Source organism: Streptomyces sp. NPDC002309 (genome assembly GCF_053593375.1).
Genome location: NZ_JBSFCI010000002.1, coordinates 236,978 through 252,001, shown reverse-complemented (window position 1 = coordinate 252,001; position 15,024 = coordinate 236,978). Strand labels below are relative to the sequence as shown.

The 15,024-nt window shown below is 70.5% G+C and carries 14 protein-coding genes; 9 read left to right on the top strand and 5 right to left on the bottom strand.

What is annotated here, in order from left to right:
- Positions 1 to 328 precede the first annotated feature (328 nt).
- Together dcd and ACWCPM_RS02650 are read left to right on the top strand one after the other, a co-directional pair.
- Positions 329 to 904, top strand: a complete 576-nt coding sequence (gene dcd, locus ACWCPM_RS02655; RefSeq protein WP_450974301.1) for a dCTP deaminase — start codon at positions 329 to 331, stop codon at positions 902 to 904.
- 70 nt (positions 905 to 974) lie between these two features.
- Positions 975 to 1,463: a phosphoribosyltransferase gene (locus ACWCPM_RS02650; RefSeq protein WP_450974385.1), complete on the top strand. Its 489-nt coding sequence runs from the start codon at positions 975 to 977 to the stop codon at positions 1,461 to 1,463.
- A gap of 87 nt (positions 1,464 to 1,550) precedes the next feature.
- Here the strand turns inward: ACWCPM_RS02650 and ACWCPM_RS02645 are convergent, their stop codons facing one another.
- Positions 1,551 to 2,462 carry a Yip1 family protein gene (locus ACWCPM_RS02645; RefSeq protein ID WP_450974300.1) on the bottom strand — a complete coding sequence of 304 codons (912 nt, stop codon included), beginning with the start codon at positions 2,460 to 2,462 and terminating at the stop codon, positions 1,551 to 1,553.
- A gap of 166 nt (positions 2,463 to 2,628) precedes the next feature.
- Between ACWCPM_RS02645 and ACWCPM_RS02640 the strand changes: the two genes are divergently transcribed.
- Positions 2,629 to 2,958: an antibiotic biosynthesis monooxygenase family protein gene (locus ACWCPM_RS02640; protein WP_450974299.1), complete on the top strand. Its 330-nt coding sequence runs from the start codon at positions 2,629 to 2,631 to the stop codon at positions 2,956 to 2,958.
- A gap of 82 nt (positions 2,959 to 3,040) precedes the next feature.
- Here ACWCPM_RS02640 and ACWCPM_RS02635 read toward each other — a convergent pair whose 3' ends face one another.
- On the bottom strand, positions 3,041 to 3,577 hold the full coding sequence (locus tag ACWCPM_RS02635; protein WP_450974298.1) for a hypothetical protein: 537 nt from the start codon (positions 3,575 to 3,577) through the stop codon (positions 3,041 to 3,043).
- Positions 3,578 to 4,209: 632 nt separating this feature from the next.
- On the opposite strand from ACWCPM_RS02635, the gene ACWCPM_RS02630 reads away from it, so the two are divergent.
- Entirely contained in the window at positions 4,210 to 4,533 is a 324-nt protein-coding gene (locus tag ACWCPM_RS02630) for a GYD domain-containing protein (RefSeq protein ID WP_450974297.1), read from the top strand.
- A gap of 171 nt (positions 4,534 to 4,704) precedes the next feature.
- On the opposite strand, the gene ACWCPM_RS02625 is transcribed toward ACWCPM_RS02630, so the two are convergent.
- From ACWCPM_RS02625 to ACWCPM_RS02615, 3 genes are all read right to left on the bottom strand, one after another.
- Entirely contained in the window at positions 4,705 to 5,937 is a 1,233-nt protein-coding gene (locus ACWCPM_RS02625) for an NAD(P)/FAD-dependent oxidoreductase (RefSeq protein ID WP_450974296.1), read from the bottom strand.
- A 153-nt stretch (positions 5,938 to 6,090) separates the two neighbouring features.
- Positions 6,091 to 7,035 (bottom strand): RNA polymerase sigma factor SigJ, encoded by a 945-nt coding sequence (sigJ, locus tag ACWCPM_RS02620; protein WP_450974295.1) that lies wholly within the window; start codon positions 7,033 to 7,035, stop codon positions 6,091 to 6,093.
- 168 nt (positions 7,036 to 7,203) lie between these two features.
- Entirely contained in the window at positions 7,204 to 9,471 is a 2,268-nt protein-coding gene (locus ACWCPM_RS02615; protein ID WP_450974294.1) for a (Fe-S)-binding protein, read from the bottom strand.
- Between the two features lie 205 nt (positions 9,472 to 9,676).
- On the opposite strand from ACWCPM_RS02615, the gene ACWCPM_RS02610 reads away from it, so the two are divergent.
- The 5 genes from ACWCPM_RS02610 (at position 9,677) to ACWCPM_RS02590 (ending at position 14,967) form a co-directional block, all read left to right on the top strand.
- Complete coding sequence (locus ACWCPM_RS02610; RefSeq protein ID WP_450974293.1) at positions 9,677 to 10,705, top strand: MraY family glycosyltransferase; 1,029 nt, start codon at positions 9,677 to 9,679, stop codon at positions 10,703 to 10,705.
- Between the two features lie 94 nt (positions 10,706 to 10,799).
- A complete protein-coding gene (gene dnaK, locus ACWCPM_RS02605; RefSeq protein WP_450974292.1) occupies positions 10,800 to 12,635 on the top strand; it encodes a molecular chaperone DnaK in 1,836 nt (611 codons plus the stop codon).
- Positions 12,632 to 13,291, top strand: coding sequence for a nucleotide exchange factor GrpE (grpE, locus tag ACWCPM_RS02600; protein ID WP_450974291.1), 660 nt, complete (start codon positions 12,632 to 12,634; stop codon positions 13,289 to 13,291). The genes dnaK and grpE overlap by 4 nt, the downstream gene beginning before the upstream one ends.
- 33 nt (positions 13,292 to 13,324) lie before the next feature.
- Complete coding sequence (gene dnaJ / locus ACWCPM_RS02595) at positions 13,325 to 14,506, top strand: molecular chaperone DnaJ (protein ID WP_450974290.1); 1,182 nt, start codon at positions 13,325 to 13,327, stop codon at positions 14,504 to 14,506.
- An 8-nt stretch (positions 14,507 to 14,514) separates the two neighbouring features.
- Positions 14,515 to 14,967, top strand: coding sequence for a heat shock protein transcriptional repressor HspR (locus ACWCPM_RS02590; RefSeq protein ID WP_450974384.1), 453 nt, complete (start codon positions 14,515 to 14,517; stop codon positions 14,965 to 14,967).
- Positions 14,968 to 15,024 lie beyond the last annotated feature (57 nt).

Genomic DNA, 15,024 nt, shown 5'->3' with positions numbered 1-15,024 from the left:
CGGTTCTTTGGGGAAGGGACTTCAGGACTTGATGGAGCGCACCGTCGTCCGTTGTGCCGATGGGCACGTGTTCACCACCGCTTCGTTCCCGATGCAGCAGGCCGATCGCCTCGGCCCTGGTCGGCTCCTGCGCTGTCCGCGCTGCGCGCGGTTGCGCAGTGTCGTGCCGGTGACTCTTCAGAGGCGGTAGCGGAAGAAGGGCCCCCGGGACATCGGAGACGCCGGGGGCATGTGAGGCTCCGGATGCTCCGGAGGCGCAGGTCCGGCCGTGGGCGCGTGGAGCCGTCGCGATTGTCGTGGTTCCACGCGCCTTGCGTATCCTCGGGGCGTGCTTCTCTCAGACAAGGACATCCGGGCCGAGATCGATGCCGGGCGGGTACGGATCGATCCCTACGACGAATTCATGGTGCAGCCGTCGAGCATCGACGTGCGGCTCGATCGGTACTTCCGGGTGTTCGAGAACCACCGGTACCCGCACATCGACCCCTCCATCGAGCAGGGCGACCTGACGCGGCTGGTCGAGCCCGAAGGCGACGAACCGTTCATCCTGCACCCCGGTGAGTTCGTGCTCGCCTCGACCTACGAGGTCATCACGCTCCCCGACGACCTCGCCTCCCGTCTGGAGGGCAAGAGCTCGCTCGGGCGGCTCGGGCTCGTCACTCACTCCACCGCCGGATTCATCGACCCCGGCTTCTCCGGACATGTGACTCTGGAGCTGTCCAATCTCGCGACGCTCCCCATCAAGCTCTGGCCCGGAATGAAGATCGGCCAGCTGTGCATGTTCCGGCTCAGCTCGCCCGCGGAGTTCCCGTACGGGAGCGAGCGGTACGGGTCGCGTTACCAGGGGCAGCGCGGTCCCACCGCCTCCCGGTCCTTCCTCAATTTCCACCGGACCCAGGTCTGAGCCCCGTAGCCCACGCAGCCCCGTAGTCCCCCGAGCCCCCGAGCGGCGGAGTGACATGAGTGACGCAGAGATGCGAGAGAACCTCACCTACGAGCAGTTCGGTGTCGCCGTGCGCGAGCTGGCGCAGGGCATCGCGGACGACGGGTACGAGCCCGACATCGTGCTCAGCATCGCCCGCGGCGGGGTGTTCGTGGCCGGCGGGCTGGCCTACGCCCTCGACTGCAAGAACATCCACCTGGTGAACGTCGAGTTCTACACGGGCGTGGGCACCACCCTGGAGATGCCGGTCATGCTGGCGCCCGTCCCCAACGTCGTCGACTTCTCGGACAAGAAGGTCCTGATCGCCGACGACGTCGCCGACACCGGCAAGACGCTCAAGCTCGTGCGCGACTTCTGCCTCGACGCCGTCGCCGAGGTGCGCTCCGCCGTCATCTACGAGAAGCCCCACTCCCTCGTGCGGTGCGAGTACGTCTGGAAGCGCACCGATGAGTGGATCAACTTCCCGTGGAGCGTCGAGCGGCCGGTCGTGAAGCGGTCCGGGCAGGTGCTCGACGCCTGAGGGGGCGGGGGCGAGCGGTCGTGGAAGGGAAGGGGCCCCCGGCGGATGATCGCCGGGGGCCCCTTCGCGTGGTTGCCGGGGGGCGGGCTACACCGTGCCCAGCTTCACGATCGACAGCAGCGCGATCAGCTGGATCGCCGAGGCTCCGAGCGCCTTGGGCCACGGCAGGTCGTGCGACTTGGACACCATCAGCGTGAGCAGGGCGCCGCCCGCGACCCAGGTGGCCCAGCCGAGGACCTGGACGAAGGGGGCGTCGCCGCCAAGGAACGTCGCGAAGACCAGGCGCGGCGCGTCCGTGATCGACATGATCAGCATGGAGAGGCCGACCGTCGGCTGCCAGGCCCCGTCGCCGCCCAGCTGGCGCGCCAGGGTGTGGGTGACCACGCCGAGGATGAACGCGCTGATCACCATCGCGACGGCCGTGGTCAGGACGATCGGGATGGCGTTGGAGAGGGTGGCGTTGATCGCGTCCTCGCGGGCGCCGTCGAAGCCGAAGACCGCGATCAGGCTGTAGAGGAGCGTCACGACGAGGGCGGGGCCCCACATCGTGTAGTCGCGCATCTGCAGGAACGTCTGCTGGGGGGCCACGACGATGCCCTTGAGCAGGTCCTTCCAGTGCAGCCGCGGGCCGACCGGGGCGGCCGGGGCCGCGCCGGCGCGGTAGGTGCCGCCCTGGTGGTAGGCGTCCTCGCCGACGGAGAACGCCTGGGTGTGGCCCGGGTTGTTCGCGGCGTACGGGTCCGGCCCGCCCTGGTGGTACGCGGCGTCGTCGCCGAAGTACTCCGGCTCGCCGCCGCCGCCCGGACCGCCGTACCCGCCGTTCGTCTGCGGCCAGCCGGCGTTCCCGTAGCTCTGCTGCCCGGGGTGCGGGTGCGGCCGCGGGGCCTGGGGGTAGCCGTACGACGGCCCCGGCGCCTGCTGTACGTGCGGGGGGTGTTGCGGTCGCGTGTGCGGGGCGCGGTCGTTCCGGCCGCCTCGTCCGATCCTGAATCCAGCCACGTTCTCGAACGTACCTGGTCTCGGGAAGCGGTGGGCCGGGCCCGGGTTCCGGGCCCGGCTTTGCTGCCGAGCTGTGACATCCCTTACGGACCTTGTGCGGAGATCCCTTACGGGTCTCCCCCGGTCCCGTACGTCGTCGCACGGGGGCAGCGGGCAGGATGGACCCATGAGCGTAGTCAAGATCAATGTGCTGACCGTTCCCGCCGAGCAGCGGGAGGTCCTGGAGAAGCGGTTCGCGTCCCGCGCGCACGCGGTCGAGAACTCCGACGGCTTCGAGTGGTTCGAGCTGCTGCGTCCCGTCGAGGGGACGGAGGACTACCTGGTGTACACGCGCTGGCGGGACGAGGAGTCGTTCCAGGCGTGGATGGAGGGGCCGATGAAGGCCGCCCACCGGGGTGGTGGGTCCGCCGAGGGCGGGGAGCAGCCCAAGCCCGCCGCCTCGGGGTCGACGGTGTGGTCGTTCGACGTGGTGCAGCAGGCCGGGCCGAAGGGCTAGCAGCGCGGCAACACCGGGCGGTCCGTCCGGCGGGCAGTCGCGGGCGTGGGCCGGGACGGCATCGACCGCCCGGCCGCGCGGTTCAGCAGTTGGCCCAGGTCTCCGAGAGGGCCGCGGGGATCTGCGGGATGTCGCCGCAGCCCCGGGCTCCACGGGGGAAGGTGTCGCTGGCGATGTAGCTCCAGACGCCCGTGGAAGTGGTGCGGAAGTACTTGGTGACGCTGCCCTCGTCCTGCAGGGTCACGAGTTCGTCGAGCGTGGCGCCAGCGGTGGCCTGGAAGCGGGTCGCGGCGTAGTGGACGTCGCCGCAGCGGCCGTGGAAGAACTGTCCCGGCACCGGCTGGATGTGGTCGAGGCGGGGGGAGTTGCGCCGGTAGGCGCTGGTCACGGCGGCCTTGACGTCGTTGGCGGCGGTCAGGTTGCGGCAGCCGGGGTCGCTCGCGGGCGTCGGGCGGACCGCGGGGGCAGTGGGCGTCGCGGCCGTGACCGGGGCGGCTGAGGTGCGTGACGGTGCCGGGGTCGCGGCATCCGGGCCGGTGGGGGTGGTGGTGGCCGGGGTCGCGGGCGAGCGGGTGCCGGCGGGGCCGGACGCGGTGTCCGCGACCGGGGAGGCGTTCACGGAAGGTGAGGCCGAAGGAGCCGCGGCTGCACGGGAACCGGACGGTTCCTGACACCCGGTCAGCAACAGGACCCCGCCCATGACCGCCACCACCGACACTCCTCTGGGACCGGGCATCTCGCATCCTCTCCTCGACGGGCGGATCACGGCCGGCACCCGTCCGATCGGTGGGGACGGGTGCCCTCGGCGTACCGCCGGGCGCGTGACTCGTTCCTAGACACCTGGGACGGGGGAGGAGGTTGTGGGGCGGGGGACGCGGGTTGGTCTCGGTTCCGTCACACACGGGTACCGGGGGGAGGGCTTGTGCCGGTACCCGGCGATCCGTCGGACCTCGGATATCTGAGGTCCGTTCGTCAGACGGTCAGGACCTGGGAGCCGGTGAGCCGGCGGGCCAGGGCTTCCTGGGCGACTCCTCCTCCCTCAAGAAGGCGCCCGGCACCGCCCCGGCTCGCATCAAGATCTACGCCGAGAACGAAGCCTGCGCGGACCGCGCTCCCCCGCGTGCGAGCGGGCAGGCGGCTCTTCGTCCCGGCGGGTGAATCACGGCATGTCGTGCGGGAGCGCACGGCGGGCGGCGGGAAAGGGCTTGGGGCATGCCGACACCCGACCAGCGCTGCCGCAGGGAGCACCCCATGGCGAAGTTCCTCATTCAGGCCACCTACACGCCCGAGGGCACGAAGGGGCTGCTCAAGGAAGGCGCGAGCGGGCGGCGGGCCGCCGTCGACCACGTCGTGACCGCGCTCGGCGGGAGCGTCGAGACGATGTACTACGCCTTCGGGGAGGACGACGTCGTGATCATCGTCGACTTCCCCGATCCCGTCTCCATGGCCGCGGTCAGCCTCACCGTGAAGGCCAGCGGCGCGCTCCGTACGCGGGCGACCCCTCTTCTCACCCTCGACGAGATCGACGAGGCCGCCCGTCGGCAGGTCCCCTTCCGCGAGCCGGGCGGCGCGTGAGACGAGGCCGGCGCGGGGCTCTCCCGGAGGTTTCCCGGCTGTCTTCCGGCGGGGCACCGGGCCGGGCCCGTCATCGCCCGCCCGGCCCGGTGCCCCTCGCCCTCCCTGGTAGGCCCGCGCGTCTCACCCCACCGTCTCTTCACCCCGCCGCCGCTTCACCCCGCCGCCGCTTCACCCCGCCATCGAGCCCGCCCCCGCCGACGACTCCGCGCGTGCCGACGACCCAGGCCCCGCCCCTGTCGCCGTCTCCCGGACGACACGGCGCCGCCTGCTCGGGATTCCGAGGGTCGGGTTGGCGACGCCCCATGCCGCTCCCTTGCAGACCAGCTCCTTGTAGAGGGCGGCGAGCCGTCCGGTCAGGGCCGCGCGCACGGCGCGGTCGTCGGCGGTGACGTACTGGATCACGCCCTCCTTGCGGCCGAGTGAGATGCACTGGTTGAAGTACCGCAGCGGCGTGTTCGGTAGCTTGCCGCCGGTCAGCCGGGCCGCGATCGCGTCGGCGGCCTGCCACGCGGTGGGGACGCCGGACGCGCACGACATCCGCAGCGGTTTGCCGCCGGGGCCCGCGACCTCGGCCGCGTCACCGACGACGTACACGTCCGGATGCGAGACCGAGCGCATGGTGCCGTCCACCAGGACCCGGCCCGTGCCGCCGGCTCGCAGGGTGGTGGCCTGAGCGATCGGGTGGACGGCGAAGCCGGTGGTCCACACGGTGACCGCGGCCGGGAGGGACACGCCGTCGGCGGTGACGACGTGGTCGGGCCCCACTCCGGTGACGTCGGCATGTTCGCGGACGGTGATGCCGAGCCTGCCGAAGACCTTCCGCAGGTGACCGCGGCCCTTGGGCGAGAGCCAGTCGCCGAGGCCGCCGCGCGTCGCGAGGACGACGTCGAGGTCCGGACGGGCCTCGGCGAACTCGGTCGCGGCCTCCAGGCCGGTGAGACCGCCGCCGACCACGACGACGCGCTGTCCGGCGTCCAGCCCGGCCAGGCGCTCACGCAGCCGTAGCGCGCCGGGGCGGGAGGCGATCTCGTACGCGTGCTGGGCGGTGCCGGGGACGCCCTGGCTGTTCCAGCCGCTGCCGAGGGCGTACACGAGGGTGTCGTACGGCAGCTTCTTGGTGCTGTCCGCGCCGGTGACCGAGACGGTCTTGCCGTCGGGGTCGACGACGGTGACCTTCGCGACCTCGAGGACGACGCCGGTGCCCGCGAACATCTCGTTGAACGGCCGGGACGTGAGGTGCCGTCCGGCCGCGAGCTCGTGCATCCTCACGCGTTCGACGAAGTCGGGCTCGGCGTTGACGAGGGTGATGACGGCGTCGTCGCGGCGCAGCCGCCTGGCGAGGCGTCCGGCGGCGACGGCCCCGGCGTATCCGGCTCCGAGGACGATGATGCGGTGCTGCATCTGCATGCTCCTGTCTTGAGCGGGTTCGCCCCTTGAACCGGGCAGGCCGCCGTTTCCTGACAGGAACGGGCTGTGAAGCAGCTCACGTCGGAGCATCAGGTCACGTCGGAGCATCAGGTCAAGTCGGAGATCACGTCACGTCGGCCGCGGAGGTCAGAACGCGTGGAACAGCGGGGTGCCGTGGTCCTCGGCCGCCCAGTGCCTCGTGGCGCGTTCGAGCTTGTCGGGGTTGACCTGGTTGCGCAACGCGGTGATGCCCTCGGCGGTGATCTCCAGGCACATGACGCCGACGACCCGGCCGTCGAGCACCGCCACGATCGCGGGGCCGCCGTTGGCGCTCGTGACATGGACCTCGGGCGAGCCGCCGACCATGTCGCGCTTGGCCTTGGCCGGTTTGAACAGGCCCCGCATGAACTTCGCGACCGCGAGCGCGCCCTCGAACGCCTTGGCGCGGGCCGGTGTCTTCCCGCCGCCGTCGCCGACCGCGATGGCGTCCTCGGTGAGCAGCCGTACGAGCGGCTCGGTCCGGCCGCTGGTCGCGGCGGCGAGAAACTCGTCGACGACCCGTCGGGCGGCGGCGGCGTCGACCGCGCCGCGGGTCCTGCCGTCGGCGACGTGCTTCTTCGCGCGGTGCAGGATCTGCTGGCTGGCGGCCTCGGTGATGTCGAGGATCGCGGCGATCTCCCGGTGCGGGTAGTCGAACGCCTCCCGCAGCACGTACACCGCCCGCTCGCCCGGGGAGAGGCGCTCCAGCAGGACGAGGACCGCGTACGAGACCGACTCGCGCTGTTCGGCGGTGTCCGCCGGGCCGAGCATCGGGTCCCCGGCCAGCAGCGGCTCGGGCAGCCACTGGCCGACGTAGGTCTCGCGCCGCGCGCGGGCCGAGGTGAGGTGGTTGAGGCACAGGTTGGTGAGCGTCTTGGTCAGCCATGCCTCAGGGACCCTGATGTGGCCCGTGCCGGCGGTCTGCCAGCGCAGGAACGTCTCCTGCACGGCGTCCTCGGCCTCGCTCGCGGAGCCCAGCAGACGGTAGGCGATGGCCTCCAGACGGGGCCTGGACGCCTCGAACCGGTCGACTTCACTTACCGTCAGGGCCATGGACCGGATCCTAACTTCCGGCCGGGCTCCCGCCCGTGAAGACTTCCGGCCGGCCGCGACGCCGGCGGAGCACCGCGGGCCCGGGCCGTTGGCCCGGGCCCGCGGTGGCACCCTGCTGTCCGGGTCGGCGTCGGGGCGCCGCCGTCTTCAGGAAAGAGGCCCGGGCCGCTACTTCACCGGTTCCGGCTCCGGTTCGGCCTCGGCGTCCGCCGTGTCCTCCGGGACGACCGGGATCTTCACGGAGTCGAGGAGGAGCTGGGCGACGTCGACGACCTGGATGGACTCCTTGGCGGTGCCGTCGTTCTTCTTGCCGTTGACCGAGTCCGTGAGCATGACCAGGCAGAACGGGCAGGCGGTGGAGACGATGTCGGGGTTGAGGGAGAGGGCCTCGTCGACGCGCTCGTTGTTGATGCGCTTGCCGATCCGCTCCTCCATCCACATCCGCGCGCCGCCGGCGCCGCAGCAGAAGCCGCGTTCCTTGTGGCGGTGCATCTCCTCGTTGCGGACACCCGGGACGGCCGCGATGATCTCGCGCGGCGGCGTGTAGATCTTGTTGTGGCGGCCCAGGTAGCAGGGGTCGTGGTAGGTGATGATGCCCTCGACCGGAGTGACCGGGACGAGCTTGCCCTCGTCGACCAGGTGCTGGAGCAGCTGGGTGTGGTGGATGACCTCGTAGTCCCCGCCGAGCTGCGGGTACTCGTTGCCGATGGTGTTGAGGCAGTGCGGGCAGGTCGCGACGATCTTCTTGGCCGACTTCGGCTTCTTCGTCGACTCGTCCTCGTCGTCCTCGCCGAAGGCCATGTTCAGCGCGGCGACGTTCTCCATGCCGAGCTCCTGGAAGAGGGGCTCGTTGCCGAGGCGGCGGGCGGAGTCACCGGTGCACTTCTCGTCGCCGCCCATGATCGCGAACTTCACGCCCGCGATGTGCAGCAGCTCGGCGAAGGCCTTGGTGGTCTTCTTCGCCCGGTCCTCCAGGGCGCCGGCGCAGCCGACCCAGTACAGGTACTCGACCTCGGTGAGGTCCTCGATGTCCTTGCCGACGACCGGGATCTCGAAGTCGACCTCCTTGAGCCACTCCAGGCGCTGCTTCTTCGCCAGGCCCCAGGGGTTGCCCTTCTTCTCCAGGTTCTTCAGCATCGTGCCCGCCTCGGACGGGAACGCCGACTCGATCATCACCTGGTAGCGGCGCATGTCGACGATGTGGTCGACGTGCTCGATGTCCACCGGGCACTGCTCGACGCAGGCGCCGCAGGTGGTGCAGGACCACAGGACGTCCGGGTCGATGACGCCGTTCTCCTCGGCGGTGCCGATCAGCGGGCGCTCGGCCTCCGCGAGGGCGGCGGCGGGCACGCCGGCCAGCTGCTCCTCGCTCGCCTTCTCCTCGCCCTCCATGGTCTTGCCGCCGCCGGCCAGCAGATAGGGGGCCTTGGCGTGCGCGTGGTCGCGCAGCGACATGATCAGGAGCTTGGGGGAGAGCGGCTTGCCGGTGTTCCAGGCGGGGCACTGCGACTGGCAGCGACCGCACTCGGTGCAGGTGGAGAAGTCCAGCAGGCCCTTCCAGGAGAACTGCTCGACCTGGGAGACACCGAAGACGTCGTCGTCACCGGGGTCGGTGAAGTCGATCGGCTTGCCGCCCGAGGTCATCGGCTGGAGGGCGCCCAGCGCCGTTCCGCCGGCCGCCTCGCGCTTGAACCAGATGTTCGGGAACGCCAGGAAGCGGTGCCAGGCCACGCCCATGTCGGTGTTGAGCGAGACCACGATCATCCAGACGAACGACGTCCCGACCTTGATCATCGCCACGAAGTAGACGAGATTCTGCAGAACGCCGACAGACAGGCCCTTGAAGGCGAGGACCAGCGGATACGACGCGAAGTATGCGGCCTCGTAGTGCTCGACGTGGTGGAGCGCGCCTTCGAGGCCGCGCAGGACGTAGATCGACAATCCGATGGTGAAGATGACGTACTCGACGAAGTACGCCTGCCATGCCGTCGAGCCGGCGAAGCGGGACTTGCGGCCGGCTCGTGAGGGCAGGCTCAGCAGCCGGATCGCCATGAGCACCGAAATGCCCAAGATCGTCAACACGGTGATGAACTCGACGTACATCTCCCACGGCAGCCACCCGCCGATCAGTGGGAGTGTGAAGTCGGCCACGAACAACTGGCCCATGGCCTGGCCCAGAATCGGGATCAGCGTCAGAAAGCCGATCGCCACGAACCAGTGGGCGATACCCACGACGCCCCAGCGGTTCATCCGCGTATGGCCGAGGAACTCCTTCACCAGCGTCACACTGCGCTGGTAGGGGTTGTCGGTCCGGGTGCCGGCGGGTACGGGCTGGCCCAGTTTGAAATACCGGACGAACTGACCGGTGGCGCGCGCGAGCAGGGCGACGCCGACCACGGTCAGGACCAGCGACACGATGATCGCGGCGAGTTGCATTTGGGGGCTCCTCGGGCCTGCGAGGGAGATTACTAAGCGGTAACTTACCCAGTCGGTCTGAGACTACCCGCATCCCTTGTCGCACTGTAGCCAGGCATGGAGTGATCTGAATCGCTGAGGGTCGCCTCACGAAGTGAACGTGCCACCTCACGAACCGAACGTGTTATTCGTACCAAATTGAGAGATTCACGCCTAATTTAAGACCGTGCTCTACGGCATCGCCGCCGCTGTCGCGGCCCTCCTGCTCGCCTCGCTGCTCACGGCCGTCCTGCGCGTGCCCGCGCTGCGCCTCGGACTGCTCGACCGGCGCCGCCGCACCCCCGTTCCGCTGCTCGGCGGCGTGGCCGTCGTGCTCGCCACCCTCGCCGTCGCGGGCACCGGCGAGTGGACCGGCGTCGCCCCGCTCGGCTCCGGCGTCGGCACGCTGCTGGTCGCCTCCGGAGCCGTCGCCCTGCTCGGGCTGCTGGCGGACCTGTGGCGGCTGCGGGCGCGGCTGCTGCTGTGCGGCACGGCGGGGGCGGCGGCCTGCGTGGTGCCGTACGAGGAGGTCGGTGTCGTCGGCGGGGTGGTGGCCGTCGCGTGGATCGCGGCCGTCGCCGTGGCCTTCCGGGCGCTCGACCACGCGGACGCGCTGGTGGGGACCGTCGGAGTGGTGACCGCCTTCGGGGTGGGGGTGTGCGCGGCGGTCGAGGTGATGGACGGGCTCGCGGTGCTGCTGAGCGTGCTGGCCGCCGCGCTGACCGGGTTCCTGATGCACAACTGGCATCCCGCGCGGATCGCGCTCGGCGCGTGCGGGTCGCTGTTCACCGGGTTCGTGCTCGCCGGCGCGGTGGTGCTGACCCGCGCGGGGTACGCGCCGGGGAGTTCCGCCGGCCCGCTGTTCGCGTTCACCGCCGTGGCGAGCGCGGACGTCCTGCTCGTGGTGCTGGCGCGGCGGCTGCTGACCCGCAGGCCCGGCCCCGACCATCTGGCGCACCGGCTGCGGCGGCTCGGGCTCTCTCCGCAGGGCGTGACCGTGGTGCTGGGCGCCCTCGCCTTCGCCGGGGTGCTCGTGGGCGTCCTGGTGCACACCGGGTGGGCCGGAGGGTTCGCGGTGCTCGGTGTCGCGGGCGTCGCGCTGCTTCTCGTCCTCGGGCTGCTGCGGGTGAAGACGCGCACCCGGTTGACGGGAACCTCGACGCGTGCCGCTGCGTCCTTGCAGGTCACAGGGCACCTGCGTGTAAGGAACGGATAAGAGTTGAGTCGGAGCGACTCAGGTCTGTTGACCCCGACGCGGACGTCATGCACACTTGAGCCTGTTCCACTCAAGTCAGCTGGAGGAATCAACCATGGCACGTGCGGTCGGCATCGACCTGGGCACGACAAACTCGGTCGTCAGCGTTCTGGAGGGCGGCGAGCCCACCGTCATCACCAACGCCGAGGGCGCCAGGACCACGCCGTCCGTCGTCGCCTTCGCCAAGAACGGCGAGGTGCTGGTCGGCGAGGTGGCCAAGCGTCAGGCCGTGACCAACGTCGACCGGACCATCCGGTCGGTCAAGCGTCACATGGGCACGGACTGGAAGATCGAGCTCGACGGGAAGCCCTTCAACCCGCAGCAGATCAGCGCCTTCGTGCTGCAGAAGCTGAAGCGCGACGCGGAGGCCTACCTGGGCGAGAAGGTGACCGACGCGGTCATCACCGTCCCGGCGTACTTCAACGACGCCGAGCGCCAGGCCACCAAGGAGGCCGGCGAGATCGCCGGTCTGAACGTCCTGCGCATCGTCAACGAGCCGACGGCCGCCGCCCTGGCGTACGGCCTCGACAAGGACGACCAGACCATCCTGGTCTTCGACCTCGGTGGCGGTACGTTCGACGTCTCGCTGCTGGAGATCGGCGACGGTGTCGTCGAGGTGAAGGCCACCAACGGTGACAACCACCTCGGTGGTGACGACTGGGACCAGCGCGTCGTCGACTACCTGGTGCAGCAGTTCAAGTCCGGTCACGGCGTGGACCTGGCCAAGGACAAGATGGCGCTGCAGCGTCTGCGTGAGGCCGCCGAGAAGGCGAAGATCGAGCTGTCGTCCTCCACGGAGACCTCGATCAACCTCCCCTACATCACCGCCTCCGCCGAGGGCCCCCTGCACCTCGACGAGAAGCTCACCCGCGCCCAGTTCCAGCAGCTGACCGCGGACCTGCTGGAGCGCTGCAAGACGCCGTTCCACAACGTCATCAAGGACGCCGGCATCCAGCTCGGCGAGATCGACCACGTCGTCCTCGTCGGTGGCTCCACCCGTATGCCCGCCGTCGCCGAGCTCGTCAAGCAGCTGACCGGCGGCAAGGACGCCAACAAGGGCGTGAACCCGGACGAGGTCGTCGCCATCGGCGCCGTCCTCCAGGCCGGTGTCCTCAAGGGCGAGGTCAAGGACGTCCTGCTCCTCGACGTCACCCCGCTGTCCCTCGGTATCGAGACCAAGGGCGGCATCATGACCAAGCTCATCGAGCGGAACACGACGATCCCGACGAAGCGTTCGGAGATCTTCACCACCGCCGAGGACAACCAGCCCTCCGTGCAGATCCAGGTCTACCAGGGCGAGCGCGAGATCGCGGCGTACAACAAGAAGCTCGGGATGTTCGAGCTGACCGGTCTGCCCCCGGCGCCGCGCGGTGTCCCGCAGATCGAGGTCGCCTTCGACATCGACGCCAACGGCATCATGCACGTCACGGCGAAGGACCTCGGCACCGGCAAGGAGCAGAAGATGACCGTCACCGGCGGCTCCTCGCTGCCGAAGGACGAGGTCGACCGGATGCGCCAGGAGGCCGAGCAGTACGCGGAGGAGGACCACCGCCGCCGCGAGGCCGCCGAGTCCCGCAACCAGGGCGAGCAGCTCGTCTACCAGACGGAGAAGTTCCTCGCGGACAACGAGGACAAGGTCCCCGGCGAGATCAAGACCGAGGTCGAGGCCGCCCTCGCCGAGCTGAAGGAGAAGCTCAAGGGCGACGACTCGGCCGAGATCCGCACCGCCACGGAGAAGGTCGCGGCCGTCTCCCAGAAGCTGGGCCAGGCCATGTACGCCGACGCCCAGGCGTCCCAGGCCACCGCGGGCGGCGCCGAGCAGCCCAAGGCCGACGACGACGTGGTCGACGCCGAGATCGTGGACGACGAGCGCAAGGACGGTGCCGCGTGACGGAGGAGACCCCGGGCTTCGAGGAGAGGCCCGACGTCCCCTCCGGCGCGACTCCCGACGACGCCGAGCCGCAGGCCGCCACCCCCTCCCCGGAGGAGGGGGCGGCCCCGGCCGGGGACGCGAACCAGACGGCGGCCCTGGTGGCCCAGCTGGACCAGGTGCGCACCGCGCTCAACGAGCGCACCGCGGACCTCCAGCGGCTCCAGGCCGAGTTCCAGAACTACCGTCGCCGGGTCGAGCGCGACCGGATCACCGTCAAGGAGATCGCGATCGCGAACCTCCTGACGGAGCTCCTGCCCGTGCTCGACGACATCGGCCGGGCCCGGGAGCACGGCGAGCTGGTCGGCGGTTTCAAGTCCGTCGCCGAGTCGCTGGAGACCGTGGCGGCCAAGATGGGCCTTCAGCAGTTCGGCAAGGAGGGCGAGCCCTTCGACCCGACGATCCACGAGGCCCTGATGCACTCGTACGCGCCGGACGTCACCGAGACGACCTGCGTCGCGATCCTCCAGCCGGGGTATCGCATCGGCGAACGCACCATCCGCCCCGCGCGGGTGGCCGTCGCCGAGCCCCAGCCGGGCGCGCAGACCGTGAAGCCCGCCGAGGAGGGCGACGCGCAGGCCGACGACAAGGAGAGCGGTGGCCCGGACGAGGGCTGACGTTGAACGGATGAGGGAGGAGGGACGTCGAGGATGAGCACCAAGGACTTCATCGAGAAGGACTACTACAAGGTTCTCGGCGTCCCCAAGGACGCCACCGAGGCCGAGATCAAGAAGGCGTACCGCAAGCTCGCCCGCGAGTTCCACCCGGACGCCAACAAGGGCAACGCCAAGGCCGAGGAACGCTTCAAGGAGATCTCCGAGGCGAACGACGTCCTCGGTGACCCCAAGAAGCGCAAGGAGTACGACGAGGCGCGCACCCTGTTCGGCAACGGCGGCTTCCGCCCGGGGCCGGGCGCGGGCAGCGGCTCGTTCAACTTCGACCTGGGCGACCTCTTCGGCGGCGCCCAGGGCCAGGGCGGGCAGGCGGGCGGCTTCGGCGGCGGAATCGGTGATGTCTTCGGGGGCCTGTTCAACCGGGGCGGCCCCACGACCGGCACCCGGACCCAGCCGCGGCGCGGACAGGACATCGAGTCCGAGGTCACCCTCAGCTTCACCGAGGCGATCGAGGGCGCGACGGTCCCGCTGCGGATGTCCTCGCAGGCGCCGTGCAAGGCGTGCTCCGGCACCGGCGACGCCAACGGCACACCCCGTGTGTGCCCGACGTGCGTCGGCACCGGCCAGGTCGCGCGCGGCTCCGGCGGCGGTTTCTCGCTGACCGACCCGTGCCCCGACTGCAAGGGCCGCGGCCTGATCGCGGAGAACCCCTGCGAGGTCTGCAAGGGCAGCGGACGCGCCAAGTCCTCGCGGACCATGCAGGTGCGCATCCCGGCCGGGGTCTCGGACGGCCAGCGGATCCGCCTGCGCGGCAAGGGCGCGCCCGGCGAGCGGGGCGGCCCGGCGGGCGACCTGTACGTGGTCGTCCACGTCAAGGAGCACCCGGTGTTCGGCCGCAAGGGCGACAACCTCACCGTCGTCGTCCCCGTGACGTTCACGGAGGCGGCACTCGGCGGCGAGGTCAGGGTCCCGACCCTGGGCGGGCCCTCGGTCACCCTGAAGCTTCCGCCGGGCACGCCGAACGGCCGCACGATGCGGGCCCGGGGCAAGGGCGCGGTCCGCAAGGACGGCACCCGGGGGGATCTGCTCGTCACCGTCGAGGTGAGTGTCCCCAAGGACCTGACGGGGAAGGCTCGTGACGCGCTGGAGGCGTATCGCGAGGCGACCGCGGACGAGGATCCGCGGGCGGAGCTGTTCCAGGCCGCGAAGGGAGCATGAGTGAAGCCATGGACATCAACGGCCGTCGACGCAACCCCTATGAACTGACCGAGGAGACCCCGGTCTACGTCATCTCGGTGGCGGCCCAGTTGTCCGGCCTGCACCCGCAGACGCTGCGCCAGTACGACCGGCTGGGGCTGGTGTCTCCGGACCGCACCGCCGGCCGGGGCCGCCGCTACTCGGCCCGCGACATCGAACTGCTCCGCCAGGTGCAGCAGTTGTCGCAGGACGAGGGCATCAACCTGGCCGGCATCAAACGCATCATCGAACTGGAGAACCAGGTCGCGGCACTTCAGTCCCGCGTCGCGGAGCTCCAGGCCGGGCTGGACGGCGCGGCGGCGGCGATGCAGCAGCGCGAGGCCGCGGTGCACGCGTCCTACCGCCGCGACCTGGTGCCGTACCAGGAGGTCCAGCAGACCAGCGCGTTGGTGGTGTGGCGCCCGAAGAAGGCCAAGGACTAGGCAGGAACGCAGGTACGCGAAGGGGGCCCGGAGGTTCGGTGAGAACCGCCGGGCCCC